The organism is Bradyrhizobium sp. CCGB20 (assembly GCF_024199855.1).
GTDB lineage: Bacteria > Pseudomonadota > Alphaproteobacteria > Rhizobiales > Xanthobacteraceae > Bradyrhizobium.
This window is the reverse complement of record NZ_JANADN010000001.1, coordinates 8,082,528-8,102,401: the sequence shown is the minus strand read 5'-3', so window position 1 is coordinate 8,102,401 and position 19,874 is coordinate 8,082,528. Positions and strand designations below refer to the sequence as shown.

17 protein-coding genes are annotated in these 19,874 nt (G+C 65.6%); 6 read left to right on the top strand and 11 right to left on the bottom strand.

Going from position 1 to position 19,874, the window contains the following annotated elements; all coding sequences use genetic code 11:
* Positions 1 to 156: 156 nt before the first annotated feature.
* A complete protein-coding gene (locus NLM15_RS38070; protein WP_254123106.1) occupies positions 157 to 1,185 on the bottom strand; it encodes a YcjF family protein in 1,029 nt (342 codons plus the stop codon).
* Entirely contained in the window at positions 1,182 to 2,651 is a 1,470-nt protein-coding gene (locus NLM15_RS38065; protein ID WP_254123105.1) for a YcjX family protein, read from the bottom strand. The genes NLM15_RS38070 and NLM15_RS38065 overlap by 4 nt, the downstream gene beginning before the upstream one ends.
* A gap of 181 nt (positions 2,652 to 2,832) precedes the next feature.
* On the opposite strand from NLM15_RS38065, the gene NLM15_RS38060 reads away from it, so the two are divergent.
* A complete protein-coding gene (locus tag NLM15_RS38060; RefSeq protein WP_254123104.1) occupies positions 2,833 to 3,528 on the top strand; it encodes a hemolysin III family protein in 696 nt (231 codons plus the stop codon).
* A gap of 74 nt (positions 3,529 to 3,602) precedes the next feature.
* On the top strand, positions 3,603 to 4,397 hold the full coding sequence (locus NLM15_RS38055) for an SDR family oxidoreductase (RefSeq protein ID WP_254123103.1): 795 nt from the start codon (positions 3,603 to 3,605) through the stop codon (positions 4,395 to 4,397).
* A 164-nt stretch (positions 4,398 to 4,561) separates the two neighbouring features.
* Here the strand turns inward: NLM15_RS38055 and NLM15_RS38050 are convergent, their stop codons facing one another.
* A complete protein-coding gene (locus NLM15_RS38050; RefSeq protein ID WP_254123102.1) occupies positions 4,562 to 5,023 on the bottom strand; it encodes a MarR family transcriptional regulator in 462 nt (153 codons plus the stop codon).
* Between the two features lie 77 nt (positions 5,024 to 5,100).
* Between NLM15_RS38050 and NLM15_RS38045 the strand changes: the two genes are divergently transcribed.
* On the top strand, positions 5,101 to 5,877 hold the full coding sequence (locus NLM15_RS38045; RefSeq protein WP_254123101.1) for an SDR family NAD(P)-dependent oxidoreductase: 777 nt from the start codon (positions 5,101 to 5,103) through the stop codon (positions 5,875 to 5,877).
* 93 nt (positions 5,878 to 5,970) lie between these two features.
* Here the strand turns inward: NLM15_RS38045 and mdlC are convergent, their stop codons facing one another.
* The 4 genes from mdlC to NLM15_RS38025 all read right to left on the bottom strand — a co-directional run bounded on the left by mdlC (position 5,971) and on the right by NLM15_RS38025 (position 10,926).
* Positions 5,971 to 7,593: a benzoylformate decarboxylase gene (mdlC, locus tag NLM15_RS38040; RefSeq protein WP_254123100.1), complete on the bottom strand. Its 1,623-nt coding sequence runs from the start codon at positions 7,591 to 7,593 to the stop codon at positions 5,971 to 5,973.
* A 182-nt stretch (positions 7,594 to 7,775) separates the two neighbouring features.
* Positions 7,776 to 8,627 carry a MaoC family dehydratase N-terminal domain-containing protein gene (locus tag NLM15_RS38035; protein WP_254123099.1) on the bottom strand — a complete coding sequence of 284 codons (852 nt, stop codon included), beginning with the start codon at positions 8,625 to 8,627 and terminating at the stop codon, positions 7,776 to 7,778.
* Between the two features lie 15 nt (positions 8,628 to 8,642).
* Positions 8,643 to 9,746: a CaiB/BaiF CoA-transferase family protein gene (locus NLM15_RS38030; RefSeq protein WP_254123098.1), complete on the bottom strand. Its 1,104-nt coding sequence runs from the start codon at positions 9,744 to 9,746 to the stop codon at positions 8,643 to 8,645.
* Positions 9,747 to 9,756: 10 nt separating this feature from the next.
* Positions 9,757 to 10,926: an acyl-CoA dehydrogenase family protein gene (locus tag NLM15_RS38025; protein WP_254123097.1), complete on the bottom strand. Its 1,170-nt coding sequence runs from the start codon at positions 10,924 to 10,926 to the stop codon at positions 9,757 to 9,759.
* A gap of 125 nt (positions 10,927 to 11,051) precedes the next feature.
* Here NLM15_RS38025 and NLM15_RS38020 point away from each other — a divergent pair, with 125 nt between their 5' ends.
* Entirely contained in the window at positions 11,052 to 11,972 is a 921-nt protein-coding gene (locus NLM15_RS38020) for a LysR substrate-binding domain-containing protein (RefSeq protein ID WP_254123096.1), read from the top strand.
* Between the two features lie 266 nt (positions 11,973 to 12,238).
* Here NLM15_RS38020 and NLM15_RS38015 read toward each other — a convergent pair whose 3' ends face one another.
* Both NLM15_RS38015 and NLM15_RS38010 read right to left on the bottom strand, forming a co-directional pair.
* Entirely contained in the window at positions 12,239 to 13,513 is a 1,275-nt protein-coding gene (locus NLM15_RS38015) for a cytochrome P450 (RefSeq protein ID WP_254123095.1), read from the bottom strand.
* 96 nt (positions 13,514 to 13,609) lie between these two features.
* On the bottom strand, positions 13,610 to 14,875 hold the full coding sequence (locus NLM15_RS38010; RefSeq protein ID WP_254123094.1) for a cytochrome P450: 1,266 nt from the start codon (positions 14,873 to 14,875) through the stop codon (positions 13,610 to 13,612).
* A gap of 425 nt (positions 14,876 to 15,300) precedes the next feature.
* Between NLM15_RS38010 and NLM15_RS38005 the strand changes: the two genes are divergently transcribed.
* Positions 15,301 to 16,446 (top strand): YjgN family protein, encoded by a 1,146-nt coding sequence (locus tag NLM15_RS38005; protein ID WP_256565941.1) that lies wholly within the window; start codon positions 15,301 to 15,303, stop codon positions 16,444 to 16,446.
* Between the two features lie 3 nt (positions 16,447 to 16,449).
* The gene (locus NLM15_RS38000) at positions 16,450 to 17,562 is read left to right on the top strand and encodes a M48 family metallopeptidase (RefSeq protein ID WP_254123092.1); all 1,113 of its coding nucleotides are present in this window, start codon (positions 16,450 to 16,452) and stop codon (positions 17,560 to 17,562) included.
* A 236-nt stretch (positions 17,563 to 17,798) separates the two neighbouring features.
* Here NLM15_RS38000 and upp read toward each other — a convergent pair whose 3' ends face one another.
* A complete protein-coding gene (upp, locus tag NLM15_RS37995; RefSeq protein ID WP_011089974.1) occupies positions 17,799 to 18,428 on the bottom strand; it encodes a uracil phosphoribosyltransferase in 630 nt (209 codons plus the stop codon).
* Positions 18,429 to 18,628: 200 nt separating this feature from the next.
* On the bottom strand, positions 18,629 to 19,867 hold the full coding sequence (locus NLM15_RS37990) for a URC4/urg3 family protein (protein WP_254123091.1): 1,239 nt from the start codon (positions 19,865 to 19,867) through the stop codon (positions 18,629 to 18,631).
* Between the last annotated feature and the right edge of the window lie 7 nt (positions 19,868 to 19,874).

The following is a 19,874-nucleotide window of genomic DNA, read 5'->3' as shown; positions in this document are numbered from 1 at the left end:
GGGAGAAGGTGGCGCGAAGCGCCGGATGAGGGGTCTCTATCCACATGGGTAGATCTGTATTCGTGGAGAGTTACCCCTCACCCGTCTCGCCGCTATCGCGGCGAGCCACCCTCTCCCACAAGGGGAGAGGGTGCAGCGAATGCGCGGCACGAAGGGCTACGCCTCCTCGTCCTTCTTCCGCAGCAGATCCGTCGCGAGGTCCGACAGTTTCGGCGGCGGCAGCGCCGCGAATGGCAGCGGCCTTGTGACGTCGATCGCGGCCAATCCGAGCCGCGCCGTCAATAGCCCGTTCAGTACGCCTTCACCCAACCGCTGCGACAGCTTTGCCGCAATGCCATGACCGAGCATCTGCTGCACCAGGCTGTCGCTTGCGGCCATGCCGCCGGTGATGGCGAGATGGGCGATGACGTGGCGGAGCAGGCGGATCATGCCGAGCGCGCCTGGGCGGCCGCCATAGAGGCGCGCAAGCTGGCGTATCAATCTCAGCGCAGCCACGAACACGAACATCACGTCGATCGCCGCGCGTGGGGAGACCGCAGTCACGATCGAGACCTTTTGCGCGGCCGACGACACCAGCCGCCGCGCCTCCGCATCCAGCGGTGACATCAGCTCGCGCTCGGCGAGCCGGATCATGTCGGCGCCGTCGATGATCTCGCCGGCGTGACTTTCCAGCGTCGCGCGGGCACGCGCGAGCTGCGGGTTCTGGTGCGCGATCTTCAGCAGATCCTGCACGATGATGCGGCTCTCCTTGCGGTCGTCATTGGCAAGCACGGCGGCGGCGCGCTGATGCAGTTTCTCGATGGTCGCGAGGCGCGCCAGCCCGAACGCCTCGCGCCCGATCACCACCGCGAGTGCGAGCGCGGTGACGAATGCGAGGGCGAGGCCGACGAAGCCGAGGCTTTCGCTGCGCGCAAACAGATCCTCGATCAGATGCACGACGCCGAGCCCGGTGCCGAGCAGCGTCAATCCGGCGAGGCCGGACCAGAACAGCGTGCCCCAGGGAAAACCGCGCCGCGCGGGAAGCGCGGCTTCGATCGGCACCGGCAGCGTCGCCGGATCATGCTCCGGCGTGATCTGGATGGTGGCGCGGCCGAGCCGGCTGGTCTCGTCGGCTTCGGTGACGACGACGCCGGGATCGTCGAGCCGGAACGTCGCCGGCCGCCGCTGCTGGGATCGGTCGTTCATGACAGCTTGTCTCCGATCAGGAACTGCAAGGCACGGTCGAGGCGGATGTGTGGCAGCGCCGGCTCGTCATTGCCCTCGCGTTCGAGCTTTGGCGGACGGAAGCGCAGGAAGCGGAAATCGCTCTTTTCGGCAGCTTCCGTCGAGAGGCCGCGGAATGCATCGGTGCCGTTGAACAGCGGCTCGGGATCCAGCGGCAAATCGCCCGGAAAGGTCGCGACCTCCGTGTTGCCGTCGAAGAACTCGCCGCCGGCGCTTTCGCCGGCCGCCGGCGTTCCTAGGATCGACGGCAATTTGTCGCGGCCATGGGCGACCTGGGCTTCGCGCGTGGCGCGCACGGCGGCGAGCGCGACCACATCGATCTCGGCTCCGGTATCCTCCGCGCGCGCCGCGGCGCGCGAGACGGCGCGGCGCAGCACCGCTTCGAGCCGGTCGTGGCTGGAATGATGCAGATGGTCGGCCTTGGTCGCTGCGAACAGGATGCGGTCGATGCGCGGACGGAACAGGCTGGAGAGGAAGGTGCTGCGGCCGATGCGAAAGCAGTCGAGAATGCCGGCGAGTGCGGCTTCGAGATCGTGCAGCGCCTCGGGGCCGGAGTTGAACGCGGCGAGCGCATCGGCCAGCACGATCTGCCGATCGAGCCGCGCAAAATGATCGCGGAAGAACGGGCGGACCACGACGTCCTTGTAGGCCTCGAAGCGGCGGACCATCATCGCCCACAGCGAGCCCTCCGGCGCCTGGCCGCCAACGGGCACGTCGAGCGGCGCAAAGGTCAGCGCCGGCGTATCGGCGAGATTGCCGGGCATCAGGAAGCGCCCGGGCGGCAGCAGGCTCATCGCGAAGCGCTCGTCGCGGCAGGCGCGCAAATAGCCCGTGAAGAGCTTTGCCGCCGTCAGCGTCGCCTGCTCGTCCTCGTGGGCCTCGGGCTTGAGCGTTGCAAGATGCGCGTGCCAGTCAGCAGCCAGATGCGCGCGCGGCGCCTCGCGTGACAGTGCGAGGCTCTCGGCCGACCATTGCTCGTAACTCTTCTGCAGCAGCGGCAGGTCGAGCAGCCACTCGCCGGGATAGTCGACGATATCGAGCGTCAGCGTACGGTCGGCGCCGTTCTGGCGCTGGTAGTCGATGACGAGGCGCAGCTCGCTGATGTCGACGGTCGAGTTCGGCCAGCGCCGCTCCTCGATCAGCGCGCGCAGATGGTTCTCATAGGCAAAGCGCGGCACGGCATCGTCAGGCTGCGGCGCCAGATGCGCCCGCGCGATCCGGCCCGAGGCATAGGCCTCGAACACCGGAAACCGGCCGCCGCGGGTGAGGCCGTGGATCAGCGCGGTGATGAATACGGTCTTACCGGCCCGTGACAGGCCGGTGACGCCGAGCCGCACCGTCGGGTTGAAGAAGTGCTCGCCATAGTCGATCAGGGCCCTCGCGGACAGGCGCGCCTCTTCGACCATATCCTGGAAACTGAATGCCATATGAACGGGGATCTCGGGCGAGGGCGAATACGCAAAAAGGACTAATCACAAAAGTGGCAACTGCTTGAAGAAAATCAAGCTTCATACTTCCACCGCCTTTGTCGGCAAATCAGCCGTTTGAACGACGCGCGGGTCCCGGAAGACCTCTAGAAGATTGCATTGCCTCGCTTTGCGGATTGCCATGACCATCTTCACATTGAAACAACTTGCGTCCACCTCCGTCCACGCCGCAGCCGATGCGGTCGGCTGGAACTACGACCGTGCCGAGCTGATCGCCGACGGCGTGATACATGCGATCGGCGTCCTCTCCGGCATCATCGCCGCTACCGTGCTGGTGGTGCTGGCCGCGGTCTATGCCGACGCGACCAACATCGTCGGGGTCTCGATCTATGTTGCCGGCCTGCTCTCGATGCTGGTGCTGTCGGCGACCTATAATCTCTGGCCGGTCTCGCCGGCCAAATGGCTGCTGCGGCGGTTCGACCATTCCGCGATCTATCTGCTGATCGCGGCGACCTACACGCCGTTCATCCTCGAGGTGAAGGACAGCGTGTTCGCGCTGGTGTTGCTCGCCGGCGTCTGGTGCGTCGCGATATCAGGCATCGTGTTGAAACTTCTCTATCCCGGTCGGTACGATCGCGTCGCAGTCGGCACCTACCTCGCCATGGGCTGGAGCGGCGTGATGCTCTACGACGCCGTGGTCAGGGCATTGCCCGCGCTGGCGCTGGGCTTCCTCCTTGCAGGCGGCCTGCTCTACAGCTTTGGCGTGATCTTCCATGCTTGGCGGCGGCTGCGCTTCCAGAATGCGATCTGGCACGGCTTTGTCTTGGCCGGCGCGGCGTGCCATTATACTGCGGTGCTCGACCTCGTGTTGAGCTGAGCAGGATCCGCGACGCGGAATAAGCGACGCGGTATAAGACAAGCCAAGCGGCACAAGACAAGAGGAGACGTCGCATGCAGGTGACCGGCAAGGTCGTGGTCGTCACGGGCGGCGCAAACGGCATCGGCAAGGCGCTGTGCGAGGCTTTTCACAAGGCGGGCGCGGCGAAGGTCGTCGTCGCCGACATGGACGCCGCCAACGCCAGGGCGGTCGCGGCCACGGTGGATGGTGCGGCCTTCAAATGCGATGTCGCGCAGGAGAAGGACATTTCGCACGTCATCGAGGAGACCGAGCGGCAGTTCGGCCCGATCGAATTGTTCTGCTCCAATGCCGGCATTGGCGGCGGCTTCGATCCGATGTCGGTCAATGCCGGTGGCGCCTCGGACGAGCCCTGGCAGCGGAGCTGGGCGATCCACGTCATGGCGCATGTCTATGCGGCGCGGCATCTCATCCCCCGTATGAAGGCGCGCGGCGGCGGCTATTTCCTCAACACGATCTCGGCCGCGGGCCTGCTGTCGCAGGTCGGCAGCCCGGCTTATTCCACCACCAAGCATGCCGCGGTCGGGTTTGCCGAAAACCTCGCGATCTCGCACAAGGCGCACAACATCCGTGTCTCGATCCTCTGTCCGCAGGGCGTCGACACCAACATGCTGCGATCGATCCCGAAGGGCCCGCAGTCCGGCGACGGCGACCTGACGCCGGAGCAAGTGGCAAAGGACGTCCTCGCCGGCCTTGAGCAGGAGACGTTCCTGATCCTGCCACACCCCCAGGTGCTCGGCTACATGCGCAAGAAGACCGAGAATTACGACCGCTGGATCGGCGGCATGGCCAAGATCCAGGCGAAGATGCGGGACGATTTCGGGAAGTAGGGCAGGCGGGCACCAAACCCTCGCTGTCGTCCTCGCGAACGCGGGGACCCATAACCACAGGGAGGAATTTGGCGAAGACTAATAGTTATTCGGTACTGACACCCGCGCTTCATCGATAGATCACGCGGTATGGGTCCCCGCGTTCGCGGGGACGACACCGGTAGCTACGCCACCGCCTGCCCCTCATCCGCCGCCCGGCTCTGCCTGAGCGCCCGCGCATAGAGCATCATGCCCTCGCGCACCGTGCGCTGTTCCGCGGCCGTCAACGCCGCCAGCGCGCCGCTCACCTGCTGGCGACCGAACGCATGCAGCGCCTCCAGCGTGCGCCGCCCCTTCGCCGTCAGCGATAGCAGCTTGCTGCGCGCGTCCGCCTCATCCGGCGTCTCCCTGAGCTCGCCGCAATCGATCAGCTTGCGCACCATGCGGCTGACGCTGGATTTTTCCAGCCGCAGGAAATTGCCGAGCTCGCCTGATGTCATGGGACCGCGGATGCCGATCTCCAGGATGGTGTGCACGGCCGAGGGCGGATAGTCCGAGGCCGCCACCGTCGCATCCATGAAGCCGAGTTCGCGCACCATCAGGCGCGAGGCGGCGCGGATGTCGTCGATCAGCGAAAGCTCGGCCACGGCTTGACTCCAGGCATATAGTTGTATCATACAACTATATGCGCGCAGCGGCGCGCGCAAGCGTTTTGGAGTGAGCGATGAACGGAACTTTGCCACCTGGTGAGCGGATGAAAGGCAAGGTCTGTCTCGTCACGGGCGGCGGCAGCGGGATCGGCCGCGCCACGGCCTTGCGGATGGCGGCGGAAGGCGCGGAAGCGATCATCGTCGCGGGCCGGCGGGAGGCCGAAATCGACGCCACCGCGGTCGCGTGCCGCGAGCTCGGCGCGGACGCCATCCTGCTTCGGACCGACATCACGCGCGAGGACGACGTCGTGCGCCTCGTCCGTACGGCGATTGAGCGTTGCGGCCGGCTCGACGTGGCCTTCAACAATGCGGGCTTCCAGGAACGCCGCGCGCCGCTGGAAGAGCAGGGCACTGATATCTACGACAGCGTGTTCGACACCAATGTCCGCGCGCTGTTCCTGTGCCTGCGCCATCAATTGCCGGCGATGCTGGCGCAGGGGCGCGGCAGCATCGTCGTCAACGCCTCCGTCAGCGGTGTGCGCAATCCCAATCCCGGCTTCTCGCTCTATTCCGCCTCGAAGGCCGCTGCGATCTCGCTGACACGTTCGGCCGCGATGGAGAATGCGCCGCGCGGTATCCGTATCAACGCCATCGCCCCCGGCCGTGTCGTCACCGACATGATGCTGCGCGCCGGCGTCGGCGATATCGCCACCGTCAGTGCCGGCCTGCCGCTGCGGCGGATGGGGAGCCCGGAGGAGGTGGCCGAGGCGGTGGTGTGGCTGTCGTCCGATGCATCATCCTATGTCGTCGGTCATGTGCTGGCGGCGGACGGAGGATTTCTGGCGTCGTGATGTCGTAGCCCGGATGAGCGAAGCGACATCCGGGACCTCCGCTGCACCCCGGATATCGCTGCGCTCATCCGGGCTACGGTACGACGCGCTTCGTCAATGCTTCTGCCCGTAGAGCACCGGCACCGCCGAATCCACGACGACCTCCACCAGGCTCGTCCCCTCGAACGCCATTCCGCGCTTCAGCGCCTCGCCCAGCTCCGCGGCCTTGCTGACCCGTACCGCATGGCACCCCATACCTTCCGCCAGCCGCACGAAATCGATCCCCGGCAGCTCCAGCCCGGGCACGTTGCGCACCTGCATCACCTGGCTGAACGAGCGCATCGCGCCGTAGCCGGAATTGTTGATGACGACGATCGTGAGCGGCAGCTTTCGCTGCGCGGCAGTCCATAGCGCCTGGATCGAATACATCGCCGAGCCGTCGCCGATCAGGCACACCGTCCGTTGCTTCGGCTTGCCCAGTGCCATGCCGACCGCCGCAGGGAGCGAGTAGCCGAGACCGCCGCTCGCCATGGTGTAAAAACTGTCCTGGCCGCGCATCGGCATGAACTTCTGCATCGCCGGCCGATGCGAGGGCACCTCCTCGACTAGCGATGCGCCATCCGGCATCGCCTGCGACAGCGAGTGCAGCAGGAATTCGACCGGGAGCGGATCGGCGGCTGGCGGCGCCGGCGGCAGCGTGCGGCCTTTTGGTGTGGCGCGCTTGCTGTCCGGCAGGAGGTCGAGCAGCATCGCGAGCGCGGGTTTCATCGTCGCGATGATGCTGGTGCCGACGGGTGTCACCGCCGCCGCGTCCGGATCGTCGGTGATCTGGAAGATCGTCGCGCCGCCATCGAAGATCGCGGCATGGCCCTCGACATGGAAGGTGAACACCGGCGCGCCGACCACGACGACGAGGTCGTGCTCGCGCAGCGCATCGGAGAGTTGCGCGGGCGAGGCGTGCAGGAAGCCCGCGAATTGCGGATGCCGTTCCGGGAACGAGCAGCGCGCCGAGAACGGGCTGACCCACACGCTCGCCTTCGCTTTCTCGGCGACGCGCACCATCAGCTCGACCGCGCCGGCGCGGTCGACCCCGGGGCCGACGACGAGGGCAGGGTGCTTTGCGGAGCCGAGCGCTGCGACCAGCGCCTTCATGGCCTCCGCCTCGGGACCGGCCTCGCGGCTGACCTTGCGCGCCTCGACCGGCGTGCAGGCATGCGCCCAGTCGTCGATCGGGATCGACACGAAGGTCGGCCCGCAGGGCGGCTGCATCGCGGTGTAATAGGCGCGCGCGATCGCGGCCGGCACGTCCTCGGGCCGCGCCGGCTCGACGCTGTATTTCACGTAAGGCCGCGGGAATTCCGATGCGCGCTCGGCATAGAGGAACGCCTGCAAGGGAAGGATCGAGCGCGCTTGCTGGCCCGCGGTGATCACGAGCGGCGTCTGGTTGCGATGCGCGGTGTAGATGTTGCCGAGCGCGTTGCCGACGCCGGCCGCCGAATGCAGATTGACAAAGCCGGCATTGCGCGTCGCCTGCGCGTAACCATCGGCCATGCCGACGGCCGAGGCCTCCTGCAGCGCCAAGACATAGTCGATGTCATCGGGCCAGTCGCTCAGGAACGGTAGCTCGGTCGAGCCGGGATTGCCGAACACCCTGTCGATGCCGAACGAGCGCAGCAGATCGAGCGTCGCCTGCTTGACGGTGACGGACTTGCTGCCGGTCTTGCCGTTCTTGGCCATGGTTTCCGTCCCCTGTTAATTCCTCATCCTGAGGAGCGCGTCTTCGCGCGTCTCGAAGGATGAAGGCCCGGCTGGTGGCCTCGCCCTTCGAGACGCGCGCGAAGGGCGCGCTCCTCAGGGTGAGGGTCTAGGTTCCTACATCGCCACTTCGCTCGCAATGACGAGGAGGAAACAGCAGCGTATCACCACACCGCCGTCCCCTTCATCGTCGGCTGCCCCTCCGCATTCGCGGTCCACAGCTCCATGCCATCAGCGGTCTCGTTGGCGTTGATGGAGAACTCCGTGCCCTCGAACAGCGGCTGCAGGCCGCGATAGGTGAACTTCTTCGGCGCCTTGCCGCCGTGCAGCTTTGCCGCCATCTCGATGATGAGCGCCGCCTGCAGCGGGCCGTGGAAGATCAGGCCCGGATAGCCCTCGACTTTGGTAACGTAGTCGCGGTCGTAATGGATGCGGTGGCCGTTGAAGGTCAGCGCGGAATAACGAAACAGCAGCACGGGATCGGAGACATGCGTTTCGCGGTGCTGCGCCTTCGGCGGCGGAGGCGGGGCCTTGGCGCCAGCGGGCGCGCTGCCCGTCATCTCGCGGTAGACGATGTCCTGCCGCTCGCGGATGGCTGTGCCGCGCGGCGAGGAGATGCTGTGTTCGACCGAGACGAAGCACAGCGTGCCGGTTGAGCCTGATTTCACCTGTACGTCGGCGATGCGTGAGGTCCGGGTCGATTCATCGCCAACCTGCAATGGCTGCAGGAACTCGATCTCGCCGCCGGCCCACATCCGGCGCGGCAGCGGCACCGGCGGCAGGAAACCGCCGCGGGTGGGATGGCCGTCGGGGCCGAGCATCGACATCGGAAACACCGGTTGCGCCAGGCACCAGTGCACCGTGAACGGCGCGGCGTCGCCCGTTTTGGGCTCGCCCACGTCCTGGAAAAGTGTCGCGCGCAGGCCCTTCACGAGCTGCGCGGTGACGATGTCGGTGGCCTCCGTGCTGCGGCCGACCCATTGCCGCAGATGATCGATGTCGAGCTTCTCGGTCATGACGCCTCGCTCTTGTTATTTCTTGGATTGGGGCTTTTCGCCGATCGCGGGCACGGCGCCGTAGGCGCGGGTCTCGCCGACGATGATCGGCGCCGGCGCGGGATAGCTGACGCGACCATTCGGCGTGTCCACTTCAATGCGGCGCAGATGCGGATGGCTGGTGAGGTCGGCCATGGTGTTGACCTCGGCAAAGGCGATGTCGGCATCCGACAGGCGCTTGAGCAGCTCGTCGCGCGTCATCTTGCCGAAGGCATCTGCCACCGTCTTGTCGGTGAAGTCGCGGTTGCGTACGCGCTCGACCATGTTGGCAACGCGCGGATCGGCCGGCAGGTCGGGCTGATCCAGCACCTTCACGCAAAGCGTCTTCCACTCGCGCTCGCTCTGGATCGAAATCAGGATGTCCTTGCCGTCCTTCGAGGTGAACACGCCGTAGGGCGCGATCGAGGGATGGCGCAGGCCCATGCGCTTCGGCGGATTGCCGGCCTCCGAATTGAGCAACGGCACGGTGCACCAGTCCGCCATCACGTCGAACATGGAGATGCGGATGTCGGCGCCCTTGCCGGTACGTCCGCGCCCGATCAGCGCCTCCAGGATCGCCGCATGCGCCGTCGCGCCGGTCGCAACATCCACGATCGACATGCCGACGCGCGAGGCGCCGTCGGGATTGCCGGTGATGGAAGCGAGCCCGCTCTCGGCCTGGATCAGCAGATCATAGGCCTTGCGGTGCGCGTAGGGGCCCTCGTCGCCATAGCCGGTGATCGTGCAGGAGATCAGTTTTGGATAGTCCTTGAGCAAGCGCTCGCGGGAGAAGCCGAGCTTGTCCATCGAGCCCGGCTTCAGGTTCTGGATCAGCACGTCGGCGCTGGCGATCAGCTTCTCCAGCTCGGCGCAGCCTTCCTTCGTTGCAAGATCGACCACGGCGGATTGCTTGCCGCGGTTGAGCCACACGAAGTAGCTGCTTTGGCCCTTGGCTGCCGCGTCATATCCGCGGGCGAAATCGCCCTCGGGCCGCTCGATCTTGATCACCTCCGCGCCGGCATCCGCCAGCCGCGAGGAGCAGAACGGCGCCGCCACCGCCTGCTCGACCGCAATCACCCTGATCCCGTCAAGTGCTCCCATGATTGCTGCCTCAGTACGAGCGGGGCATGCCGAGCACGTGCTCGGCGACAAAGGAGAGCACGAGGTTGGTCGAGATCGGCGCCACCTGATAGAGCCGCGTCTCGCGGAATTTGCGCTCGACGTCGTATTCCTCGGCGAAGCCGAAGCCGCCATGGGTCTGGATGCAGGCATTCGCCGCTTCCCATGACGCATCCGCCGCGAGCATCTTGGCCATGTTGGCTTCCGCGCCGCAGTCGAGCCCGGCCTCGTATTTGCGGGTGGCTTCCTTCACCATGAGCTCGGCCGCGCGCATCGAGGCGTAGGCCTTGGCGATCGGGAATTGAATGCCCTGGTTCTGGCCGATCGGCCGGCCGAACACCGCGCGCTCCTTGGCGTAGTTCGTGGCCTTCGTGATGAACCATTTGGCGTCGCCGACGCATTCGGCCGCGATCAAAATGCGCTCGGCATTCATGCCGGACAGGATGTAGCGGAACCCCTTGCCTTCCTCGCCGATCAGATTCTCTGCCGGCACCTTCATGTCGGTAAAGAACACTTCGGTGGTGGCGTGGTTCATCATGGTGCGGATCGGGCGGATCTCGAGGCCGTTGTTCTTGGCCTCGCGCATGTCGACGATGAACACCGACAGACCATCCGTGCGCTTCTTGGCCTGCTCCTTCGGCGTGGTGCGCGCCAGCAGCACCATCAAATCGGAATGCTCGGCGCGGCTGGTCCAGATCTTCTGGCCGTTGACGATGTAGCTGTCGTTGCCTTCCTTGCGCGCGAAGGTCTTCAGCGAGGAGGTGTCGGTGCCGCTGGTCGGCTCGGTGACGCCGAAGGCCTGCAGCCGCAATTCGCCGCTGGCGATCTTCGGCAGGTATTTTGCCTTCTGCTCGTTGTTGCCGTGCCGCAGCACGGTGCCCATCGTGTACATCTGGGCGTGGCAGCCGCCGCCGTTGCAGCCCGCGCGCTGAATCTCTTCGAGGATCGCGGCCGCCGCGGAAAGCTTCAGGCCGGCGCCGCCATATTCCTCGGGGATCAGCACCGAGAGATAGCCGGCCTCGGTCAGCGCATCGACGAAGGCCTTGGGATAGGCCATCTCGCGATCGAGCTTGCGCCAGTATTCGCCGGGAAACTGCGCGCAGAGTTTTGCGACGGCTTCGCGGATGTCGGCGTGATCTTCGGTGTGGTGTTCTTCACTCATGGCGTTTCCCGTATCTAGCGGCAGTCAAGATAACGCCGGCCGATCCTCTGGCGTTGTGAAAACATCGCCAGCCCCCTATGCTCATTTGCTATAGCGTATGGAGTAGCCTTCCAGGATTGGCAAGCATGGATTTCCGGCAGCTCAGGACCTTCAGTTGCGTGGCGGAGCTCGGCAGCCTGAGCAAGGCGTCCGACACGCTGCGCGTGGCGCAGCCGGCGCTCTCCAGGCAGATTAAGCTGCTGGAACACGAGCTGCGCACCGAATTGTTCACGCGCAACGGCCGCGGCATGGTGCTGACCGAGGCCGGGCGTCTGCTCTTGGCGCGCACCTCCGGCATCGTGCGGCAGATCGACCAGATCCGCGACGACATCCAGTCGGCCAAGGGGCCGCCGTCCGGCCAGGTCGTGCTCGGCCTGGTTCCGACCGTGAGCTGCGTACTGTCGGCGCGCTTCGCGCGGCGCTGCGTCGAAAAGTTTCCCGGCATCTCGCTGCGCATCGTCGAGAGCTACAGCGGCCATCTGGTCGAATGGCTGCATCGCGGCGAGATGGATCTTGCCATCCTCTACGGCCGCTCGGCCGATCTGCATCTCAATGTCGAGAGCCTCGGCCGCGACAACATCGTCGCGGTCGGCCCGCGCGGCTGCGGCCTCGCGCGCAAGAAGAGCGTCGACATCGGCTGGCTGCTGCGCCAGCGGCTGGTGCTGCCCAGTCATTCCCACGGCCTCCGCGCGCTGATCGAGCACGCGGCCGCCCAGCGCAAGATCAAGCTCAATGTCCAGCTCGAGGCGGATTCGTTCCGCGTGCTGACGAGCCTCGTCGAGGAGGGCCTCGGCTTCGCACTGCTGCCGCCCTCGTCGGTCCACGGCGAGGTCGCAGACGGCCGGCTGGAAACCGCGCCCGTATCCAGGCCGATGACGCGCGAGCTCATTTTCGCCTCTCCGATCGACCGCCCGGCCTCGACGGCCTCGCTCGCCATCACGACGCTCTTGCGCGAGGAAGTCGCCGCCTGCCGCAAGGAAGGCCTGTGGGACATTCGCCTGGCTTGAAGCGCCGGGGCGCCGAATTCTCAGGAGGATTTAGGACACAAGCCCGCAGCCGGCCCTTCGCATCTTGAGCGAGCTGTCATGCCGGAATTTTATAGCTGGGCCTCGATGCCTGCCCCTCATCCTGAGGAGCGCGTCTTCGCGCGTCTCGAAGGATGCAGGCCCGGCTGTGGCCTCGCCTTTCGAGACGCGCGCAAGAGCGCGCTCCTCAGGGTGAAGGGATAGAGTTGTGCGTGCCGCTCGCTCGTCGCGATCGCAAGCGCAGGCGTCTACCCCGGAATCCTTACCGGCAGCGACTCATAGCCCTTGATGAAGCTCGAATAGATCCGCTTCGGCTCGCCGACCACCTCGATGCGGTCGAAGCGCTTCAGCATCTCCTCCCAGACGATCCGCAGCTGGAGCTCGGCGAGCCGCATGCCGACACAGCGGTGGATGCCGAAGCCGAAGGAGAGATGGGTGCGCGGCCGCGGGCGGTCGATGATGAAATCGTTCGGCTTCTCGAACATCTCCTCGTCGCGGTTGCCCGAGACGTACCACATCACGACGCGGTCGCCCTTCTTGATGTGCTTGCCGCCGACCTCGGTGTCCTGGAGCGCGGTGCGCCGCATGTGGGCGAGCGGTGTCTGCCAGCGGATCACCTCGGGCACCATGGAATCGATCAGCGCCGGATTGTTCCGCAGCCTCTCGTACTGGTCGGGGTTCTCGTTCAGCGCCAGCACCGAGCCGGTCATGGTGTTGCGCGTGGTGTCGTTGCCGCCGACGATGAGCAGGATGATGTTGCCCATGAGGTTGTCGGGGTCCATGAAGCGCGTCGCATCGTTATGCGCCATGAGCGACAAGAGATCGTTGCGCGGCGCGGAGTTGACGCGCTCGTTCCACAGCTTCGACATATAGGCGTAGCATTCGTCCATCTCGCGGCGGCGCTCCTCGGCGGAGGCGACGATGCCGCTCTTGGGCAGCGCGGTCGAGACGTCGGACCAGCGCGTCAGCTTGCGCCGCTCCTCCCAGGGGAAGTCGAACAGGGTGGCCAGCATTTGCGTCGTCAGCTCGATCGAGACGCGCTCGACGAAGTTGAAGGTCTCGTTGCGCGGCAGATTGTCGAGCACGGTCTGCGAGCGCTGGCGGATCAGTTTTGCCAGCTCGTCCAGGTGCTGAGGGGTGAACACCGGCGACACCGTCTTGCGCTGCGACGAATGACGCGGCTGATCCATCGCGATGAAACTCGGCCAGTCATAGCCTTGCGGCACATCGCGGATCGAGATGCCGCCGAGTGTCGAGTCCGAGGAGAAGATGCCGTGATTGGTGTCGACATGCATGATGTCGTTGTATTTCACAACCGACCAGTACGGCTCGATCGGCGCGTTGGTGCAGTAATGCACCGGCTCTTCCTTACGCAGCCGCTCGAACCACGGCCACAAGGTGTCGTCCTGGAACAGCCTTGGCGCGCCGGGGTGGAATTGCGCCAGCGGCGTCGCATAGGCCTCCTCGCGGGCCCTGCGCATGCGTTCGGCCTTGTCCACTTTAACCGGCGCTTGGATGTTCATGGTCGTGGCTCCAGTTGGTTCTTTCCCTCGCCTCTCCCCGCCCTGTCACGCCGAAGCTTTGGCGAAGGCGGATGCGGGGCGAGGGGGCGTCTTGGCTCACGCCGCAATCTTCACGGGCAGCGTTTCCAAACCCTTTACGAAACTCGAATAGACCCGCCTGGGTTCGCCGACCACGTCGATATGATCGAAGCGCTTGAGGATCTCTTCCCAGATAATCTTGAGCTGGAGTTCGGCAAGCCGCAAGCCCACGCAGCGATGGATGCCGAAGCCGAAGGAGAGATGCGTGCGCGGGCGGGCGCGATCGATGATGAAATCGTAGGGTTTTTCGATCGCCTCGGCGTCGCGGTTGCCCGAGACATACCACATCACGACCTTGTCACCCTTCTTGATCTGCTTGCCCCGGAACTCGAAGTCGGCAAGCGCAGTGCGGCGCATGTGCGCGAGTGGCGTCTGCCAGCGGATCACCTCCGGCACGAAACTGTCGAGCAGCGCGGGGTTCTCGCGCAGCTTGCGATACTGCTCCGGATGCTGGCTCAGCGCGTAGATCGAGCCCGACATGGTGTTGCGGGTGGTGTCGTTGCCGCCGACGATCAAAAGAACGAGATTGCCGAGGAAGTTCTTCGCGTCCATGTCGCGTGTCGCGGCGCCATGCGCCATCATCGAGAGCAGGTCGCTCTTCGGCGGCTGCTCGATGCGCTCCTTCCAGAGGCGCGCGAAATAGCCGGCGCATTCGGTCAGCTCGGCCTGACGCTCGTCCTCGGTGGCGACGAGGCCGTCCGGTCCGGGAATGGTGGTGGCGATGTCCGACCAGCGCGTCAGCTTGCGGCGGTCCTCCCAGGGGAAGTCGAACAGCACCGCCAGCATCTGCGTGGTGAGCTCGATCGAGACGCGGTCGACCCAGTCGAACACCTCGCCGCGGGGCAGATTGTCCAGGCACTCGGCCGAGCGCGTGCGGATGTTGAGGGCGAGATTGTCCAGATGCGTCGGCGTGAACATCGGCGCCACGGTCTTGCGCTGGGCGGCGTGGCGCGGCGGATCCATCGAGATGAAGCTCTCGCGGCGCAAATCCGGGTCGATGTCGCGGATGGTGATGCCGCCGAGCGCGGAGGCCGAGGAGAACACCGAATGGTTGGTCTCGATCTCCATGATGTCGTTGTAGCGCGTCACCGACCAGTACGGCCCGAACATCGAGTCCTTGCAGTAGTGCACGGGATCTTCGCGGCGCAGGCGATCGAAATAGGGCCAGAACGTATCGGTCCTGAACAATTCGGGATCGCCCGGATCGAACTGCTCCAGCGGCAGTGACGTGGCACGCGCGCGTAACTCGTCGAGCTTCGCCGCGCTCTCGATGGTCCCATGCATGACCGCTCTCCCTGACATGAACCGCGCGTTCTCGTTGAATTCTGCGCTGCGGTATTTGATTTGCAATTACAGCCGGTTGTCTGCGTCGGAGCAAGGGAGAGTTTTGCCACATCCAACCTTTGGGCGTGGTCGGGCGCGTAGCCCGGATGGAGCGAAGCGCAATCCGGGATTCGGACCGCAACGACCACTGTCCCGGAATACGCGGAGCCTGTCATCGGGCGGCGCTTTGCGCCGACCCGTTGGCGCCATCCGGGCTACGTGGCCGTCCACCAGCGTGATCTTCCGCACGCCGTTTGTCGTGAAACCTGCAAGAAACCGGCTGGTATCGAGGTAAATCGAACCCGCCCATCTTGGGGATCGACTAATCTCCGATCTATAGTTTGACCGTAACAGGTCCGCACCCCGAGGTTGCCGCCGTGAACGACATGCAATGGGCCCCCATCGGCTCCGAACCGCTACCGCCGCCGCTGCCGCCGACGCGGGTCGATTTCACCGGCAACCGCTCCGAGTTCCGCAAAATGGTCACCAAGGGTGCCATGCTGGAGCTCGTCACCTTCGGCTTCTACCGGTTCTGGCTGGTCACCGACATCCGCCGTCATTTGTGGACGAACACGGCAATCGACGGCGACGCCGCCGAATATACCGGCCGGGCTAAGGAGCTGCTGGTCGGCTTCCTGTTTGCGCTTGCGATCCTGGTGCCGATCTACCTCGCCTATTTTCTCATCGGCATCGAGTTCGAGCGCTGGCAGGGCTTTGCCTCGACGCCGCTGTTCATCAGCTTCTACGCCTTCGGCCAGTTCGCGATCTTTCGCGCGCGGCGCTACCGGCTGACGCGCACGGTCTGGCGCGGCGTCCGGTTCTGGATGGACGGCTCGGGCTGGGCCTATTCGTTCCGCGCCATGCTGTGGGGCCTGCTGGTGTTCCTGACGCTCGGCCTGGCGCTGCCCTGGCGCGCAGCTGCGCTGGAACGCTACAAGATGCAGCATACCCATTACGGCGATTTGCGCGGCGATTTCGAAGGCGACGGCTGGACGTTCTTCAAGCGCGGCTGGTGGCTGTGGCTGCTCAGCCCGGTCGCAATCGTGATCTTCCCGCTCGCCCCGTTCTTCTATGCCGAGTTCAAGGCGCGCGAATGGCGCTGGTGGCTCGACGGCATCCGCATCGGCGGCGTCAGCCTGTCCTCGGAGTTGCCGCACAACGCGTTCTACGGCCTCTACTGGAAAGTGATCGGCTGGTGGCTGCTGCTTTCGACCATCTTCGGCGCCTATCTCGGCGGCGCGACCATGCTGGTCGTCCAGCTGAGCGGCGTCCCGGCCGAGCAGGTTTTCGAGCCCGGCAATGGCGCCAGGAGCATCCCGATGCTGGTGGTGATGGTCCTCGGCTATTTCGCCGTGGCACTCGCGGTCAACATCATCATGCGGGTCTATCTCCAGCGCGATCTCTGGGCCAAGGTGCTGGAGACCGTCGAGGTGCACAACATCGCCGCTGCGGCGGACGTGCGCGCCAGCGGCGAACTTGCCAGCGCGCTCGGCGAGGGCTTTGCCGATGGGCTCGATGTCGCGGGATTCTGATCTGTGAGTGAGTTGTCCACCGAGGCTCCGGCGCAGTCCGTCAAGCCGACGATCTTCTTCGACGGCGTGTCGAGCCGCAGGCGGCAGGTGGCGCTGACGCTCGGTGATGCGCTCGAGATCCTTGAGGAGGGCGGAGCGCCGGTTCGCTGGGCCTATGCCGACATCCGCCGCGCCGACAGCCCGGCCGGCATGTTGCGCCTGGCCTCGAATTCCGCGCCGCCCTTGGCGCGGCTTGAGATCCGCGACGCTGCACTGGCCGCCGACGTGATCGCCCGCTGCATGCGTCTCGACGAACACCAGACCTCGCGCCGCGGCGTGGCGAAGATCGTCGGCTGGTCGGTCGCCGCCGCCGTCTCCATCGTCTGCGTCGTGCTGTTCGGCGTGCCGCTCGCTGCCGACCGGCTCGCGCCGCTGGTGCCCAAACCGATCGAACGGCGCATCGGCGACGCCTCCGAAGTCCAGGTGAAGACCATCTTCGGCCGCAACGTGTGCGAAGACCCCGCGGGCAAGGCCGCGTTCACGAAGCTGGTCAATCGCCTGCGCGATGCCGCCGGCCTCGACGACGATTCCATGACGGCCGGCGTGCTGCCAAGCTCGGTGCCGAACGCGTTCGCGCTGCCCGGCGGCAAGGTCTATGTGCTGAAGGCGCTGATCGACAAGGCGCAAAACCCCGACGAGCTCGCCGGCATCCTCGCCCACGAGCTCGGTCATCTCAAGCATTACGACAATATGCGCGGGCTGATCTACAACGGCGGCACCTCGTTCCTGATCGGCCTGCTGTTCGGCGACGTCACCGGCTCATCCGCCGTGATCTTCGCCTCGCGCAGCGTGGTCGAAGCCTCCTATTCGCGCGAGGCGGAGACCGCTGCCGATACGTTCGCGATCGAGATCATGCACAGGCTCGGTCGCTCGCCGAAGCCCGCGGCCGAGCTGATGTTCCGCATCACCGGCAAGGAGGGCGGTTCTGGCCTGACGACCATCCTCGCCAGCCACCCGCTGACCGAGGACCGCCTTGCGCGGATGACCAGGGAAGACCGCCCCGTCAGCGGCCCGCCGCTGCTGACGGACAAGGAATGGCAGTCGCTGAAGCTGATTTGCGGCAGCGGGAAGATTTGAGCCAAGCGTGGCGGGAAGCGCGCATGCGGCCATCCTTCGAGACGCCCGCTTTGTGGGCTCAGGATGAGGACTGAATGTGTGGCCGCTATTTCCGCCGGCAAAGCTGTTGCTCAGCCTCATCCTGAGGAGACCGCGAAGCGGTCGTCTCGAAGGACGAGGCGCTTGCTCCGACCCCGCCACGATCATGTTCGATGGCCCAGTCCGCGCGTGGGGGAGCGGTGAACCTCGTTCGTTGCTTACCTTGTCCCGTAGGCGCGATCGCCGGCGTCGCCGAGGCCCGGCAGGATAAAGCCGTTCTCGTCGAGCCCTTCATCGACCGCAGCCGTCCAGATCGGCACGTCGGGATGCAGGCCGCGCAGCCGCTCCAGTCCTTCCGGGGCGGCGATCAGGCAGGCGAGGCGGATGTCCTTGGCGCCGCGCTCTTTCAGCCGGTCGATTGCGGCGACCGCCGTGTTGGCGGTGGCGACCACCGGCGTCACCACAATGGCGAGGCGCTCGCCGAGATCGGACGGCGATTTGAAGAAATACTCGACCGCCGCAAAACTGTGCGGCTCGCGGTAGAGCCCGATATGGGCGACGCGCGCGGTCGGCACCAGATCCATCATGCCGTCGACGAAGGTCGTGCCGGCGCGCAGCATGGGGACGAACACCAGCTTCTTGCCGGCGATCTTGGCCGAATGCATCGTCGCCAGCGGCGTCTCGATCACGGTGTCAGCGAGCGGCAAATCGCGCGTCACCTCGTAGCACAGGAGCATGCCGATCTCCTTGATCAGCTCGCGGAACGATTTGGTCGAGATGGATTTGTCCCGCACCAGCGTCAGCTTGTGCTGCACCAGCGGATGATCGACGATCGTGACGCCTTCCATGTAACGCTCCTATCGAAATGCGCGGCGGTTGAAATGCAACGAGCCGGCGATTCTTCCTTCTCCCCTTGTGGGAGAAGGTGGCGCGAAGCGCCGGATGAGGGGTTCTCTCCGCGAACTTCACTGAGAGATGTGTCCGCGGAGACATACCCCTCACCCGGCTTCGCTGTCGCGAAGCCACCCTCTCCCACAAGGGGAGAGGGTTAGAACACAGTGCCGTCGCTGATCACCTTGAGCGGTGGCGAACCGTCGGGCCGCCGCGAAAAAGCGATGGCGCGGCCGGCGGCCCAGGTGCCACCTTCCAGAATGCTTGCGAGCGGCAATGTGTCGGGCGTGCGGCCGAGCTTTACGCGGATGCGCTCCGCCAGCCGGTCCAGCAACGCGACGGTCAGCGCGCGCCACTCCACGACGAGCAGCGAATCCACGGCATGCGCGCGCCCGGCATCGGCGGCCTCGCGCAGGCGCAGCACGTCGTGATCGACGAACAGGCCGCCATTGCGGTATTCGGCAAGCCCGGTCAGGCCGTCGATGTCGGTGACGACAAATCCGGCGCGCTGGAGCGGCTCGATCAGCGAATAGCTCAGCCATTGCGACAGCTTGTGCAGGGGGACGAGGCCAGCAGTTGCGTCGTCCGCCTTGATCGCCGGATGGCGCCAGCAATCGCCGAGCGGAACGCCGCCAAGCTCCAGACGTGACGGCCAGATCGGCCCGAGCTGGTTCAGCACGGCGGACAGGATGGCGGGCGCGGGGATGGCGCCGTCACTCGCCTGCGTTGCGATGTGATCGAACAGGCCGCCCGGCCGCGGCGTATCGCGCTGGCCGAAGACGTCCGCGCGCTCCGCCACCAGCTTGCCCAGACGCCGCAGCAGATCGGTGCGCCCCTCTAGTCCTAGCAGCGGATTGGTCTCGCTCACCTGAAAGGCGGACGTCAGCGCGGCGAGCGGCAGTTGCGCGAGCGCATCCGCATCGGTCCTGAACGGCGCACGCGCATCGTCAGAAAAAAGTCCGCTTGCGAACATGTCGAGGCTCGCGATCGCAAGCCCTTCCGATCGGCCTATGTCTGCCCCCGTCGCGCCATCACGGTACCGCCAGGCAGCGCCGGCGCCCGCATCGAGCAGCACGCTGACGATCGCAAGGTCGAATTCAGCGCGCGCCCGCGCGGCACGATCCGGCCATATTCCAGCATCCGCAAGCCGCGCCCAGCGATCGACGCCGCCAAGCACAAAATGCCGCCAGCGCGCATGGAAGGGAATATCCAGCGTTGGATAGGCTTTTCGCGTGACCGCAAGCACGGCCTCCGCAACACCGTCCATGCGATCGAGATCGATCGTGAAGTGGCTCAATCCACCGGCAAGGCCGATCTCGAGCATCTGCCCGGCCCGCGCACGCACCGCCTTTGCGGTGAGCAGCGAGCGGGCCTCTCGTTCCAAAGCGTTCGCCATCGCGCGA

Excerpts from the sequence above, each read along its gene's own strand:
- NLM15_RS38070 (WP_254123106.1), bottom strand. The coding sequence starts at position 1,185 with ATGAACGACCGATCCCAGCAGCGGCGGCCGGCGACGTTCCGGCTCGAC.
- NLM15_RS38065 (WP_254123105.1), bottom strand. The coding sequence starts at position 2,651 with ATGGCATTCAGTTTCCAGGATATGGTCGAAGAGGCGCGCCTGTCCGCG.
- NLM15_RS38060 (WP_254123104.1), top strand. The coding sequence starts at position 2,833 with ATGACCATCTTCACATTGAAACAACTTGCGTCCACCTCCGTCCACGCC.
- NLM15_RS38055 (WP_254123103.1), top strand. The coding sequence starts at position 3,603 with ATGCAGGTGACCGGCAAGGTCGTGGTCGTCACGGGCGGCGCAAACGGC.
- NLM15_RS38045 (WP_254123101.1), top strand. The coding sequence starts at position 5,101 with ATGAACGGAACTTTGCCACCTGGTGAGCGGATGAAAGGCAAGGTCTGT.
- mdlC (WP_254123100.1), bottom strand. The coding sequence starts at position 7,593 with ATGGCCAAGAACGGCAAGACCGGCAGCAAGTCCGTCACCGTCAAGCAG.
- NLM15_RS38035 (WP_254123099.1), bottom strand. The coding sequence starts at position 8,627 with ATGACCGAGAAGCTCGACATCGATCATCTGCGGCAATGGGTCGGCCGC.
- NLM15_RS38030 (WP_254123098.1), bottom strand. The coding sequence starts at position 9,746 with ATGGGAGCACTTGACGGGATCAGGGTGATTGCGGTCGAGCAGGCGGTG.
- NLM15_RS38025 (WP_254123097.1), bottom strand. The coding sequence starts at position 10,926 with ATGAGTGAAGAACACCACACCGAAGATCACGCCGACATCCGCGAAGCC.
- NLM15_RS38020 (WP_254123096.1), top strand. The coding sequence starts at position 11,052 with ATGGATTTCCGGCAGCTCAGGACCTTCAGTTGCGTGGCGGAGCTCGGC.
- NLM15_RS38015 (WP_254123095.1), bottom strand. The coding sequence starts at position 13,513 with ATGAACATCCAAGCGCCGGTTAAAGTGGACAAGGCCGAACGCATGCGC.
- NLM15_RS38010 (WP_254123094.1), bottom strand. The coding sequence starts at position 14,875 with ATGCATGGGACCATCGAGAGCGCGGCGAAGCTCGACGAGTTACGCGCG.
- NLM15_RS38005 (WP_256565941.1), top strand. The coding sequence starts at position 15,301 with ATGCAATGGGCCCCCATCGGCTCCGAACCGCTACCGCCGCCGCTGCCG.
- upp (WP_011089974.1), bottom strand. The coding sequence starts at position 18,428 with ATGGAAGGCGTCACGATCGTCGATCATCCGCTGGTGCAGCACAAGCTG.
- NLM15_RS37990 (WP_254123091.1), bottom strand. The coding sequence starts at position 19,867 with ATGGCGAACGCTTTGGAACGAGAGGCCCGCTCGCTGCTCACCGCAAAG.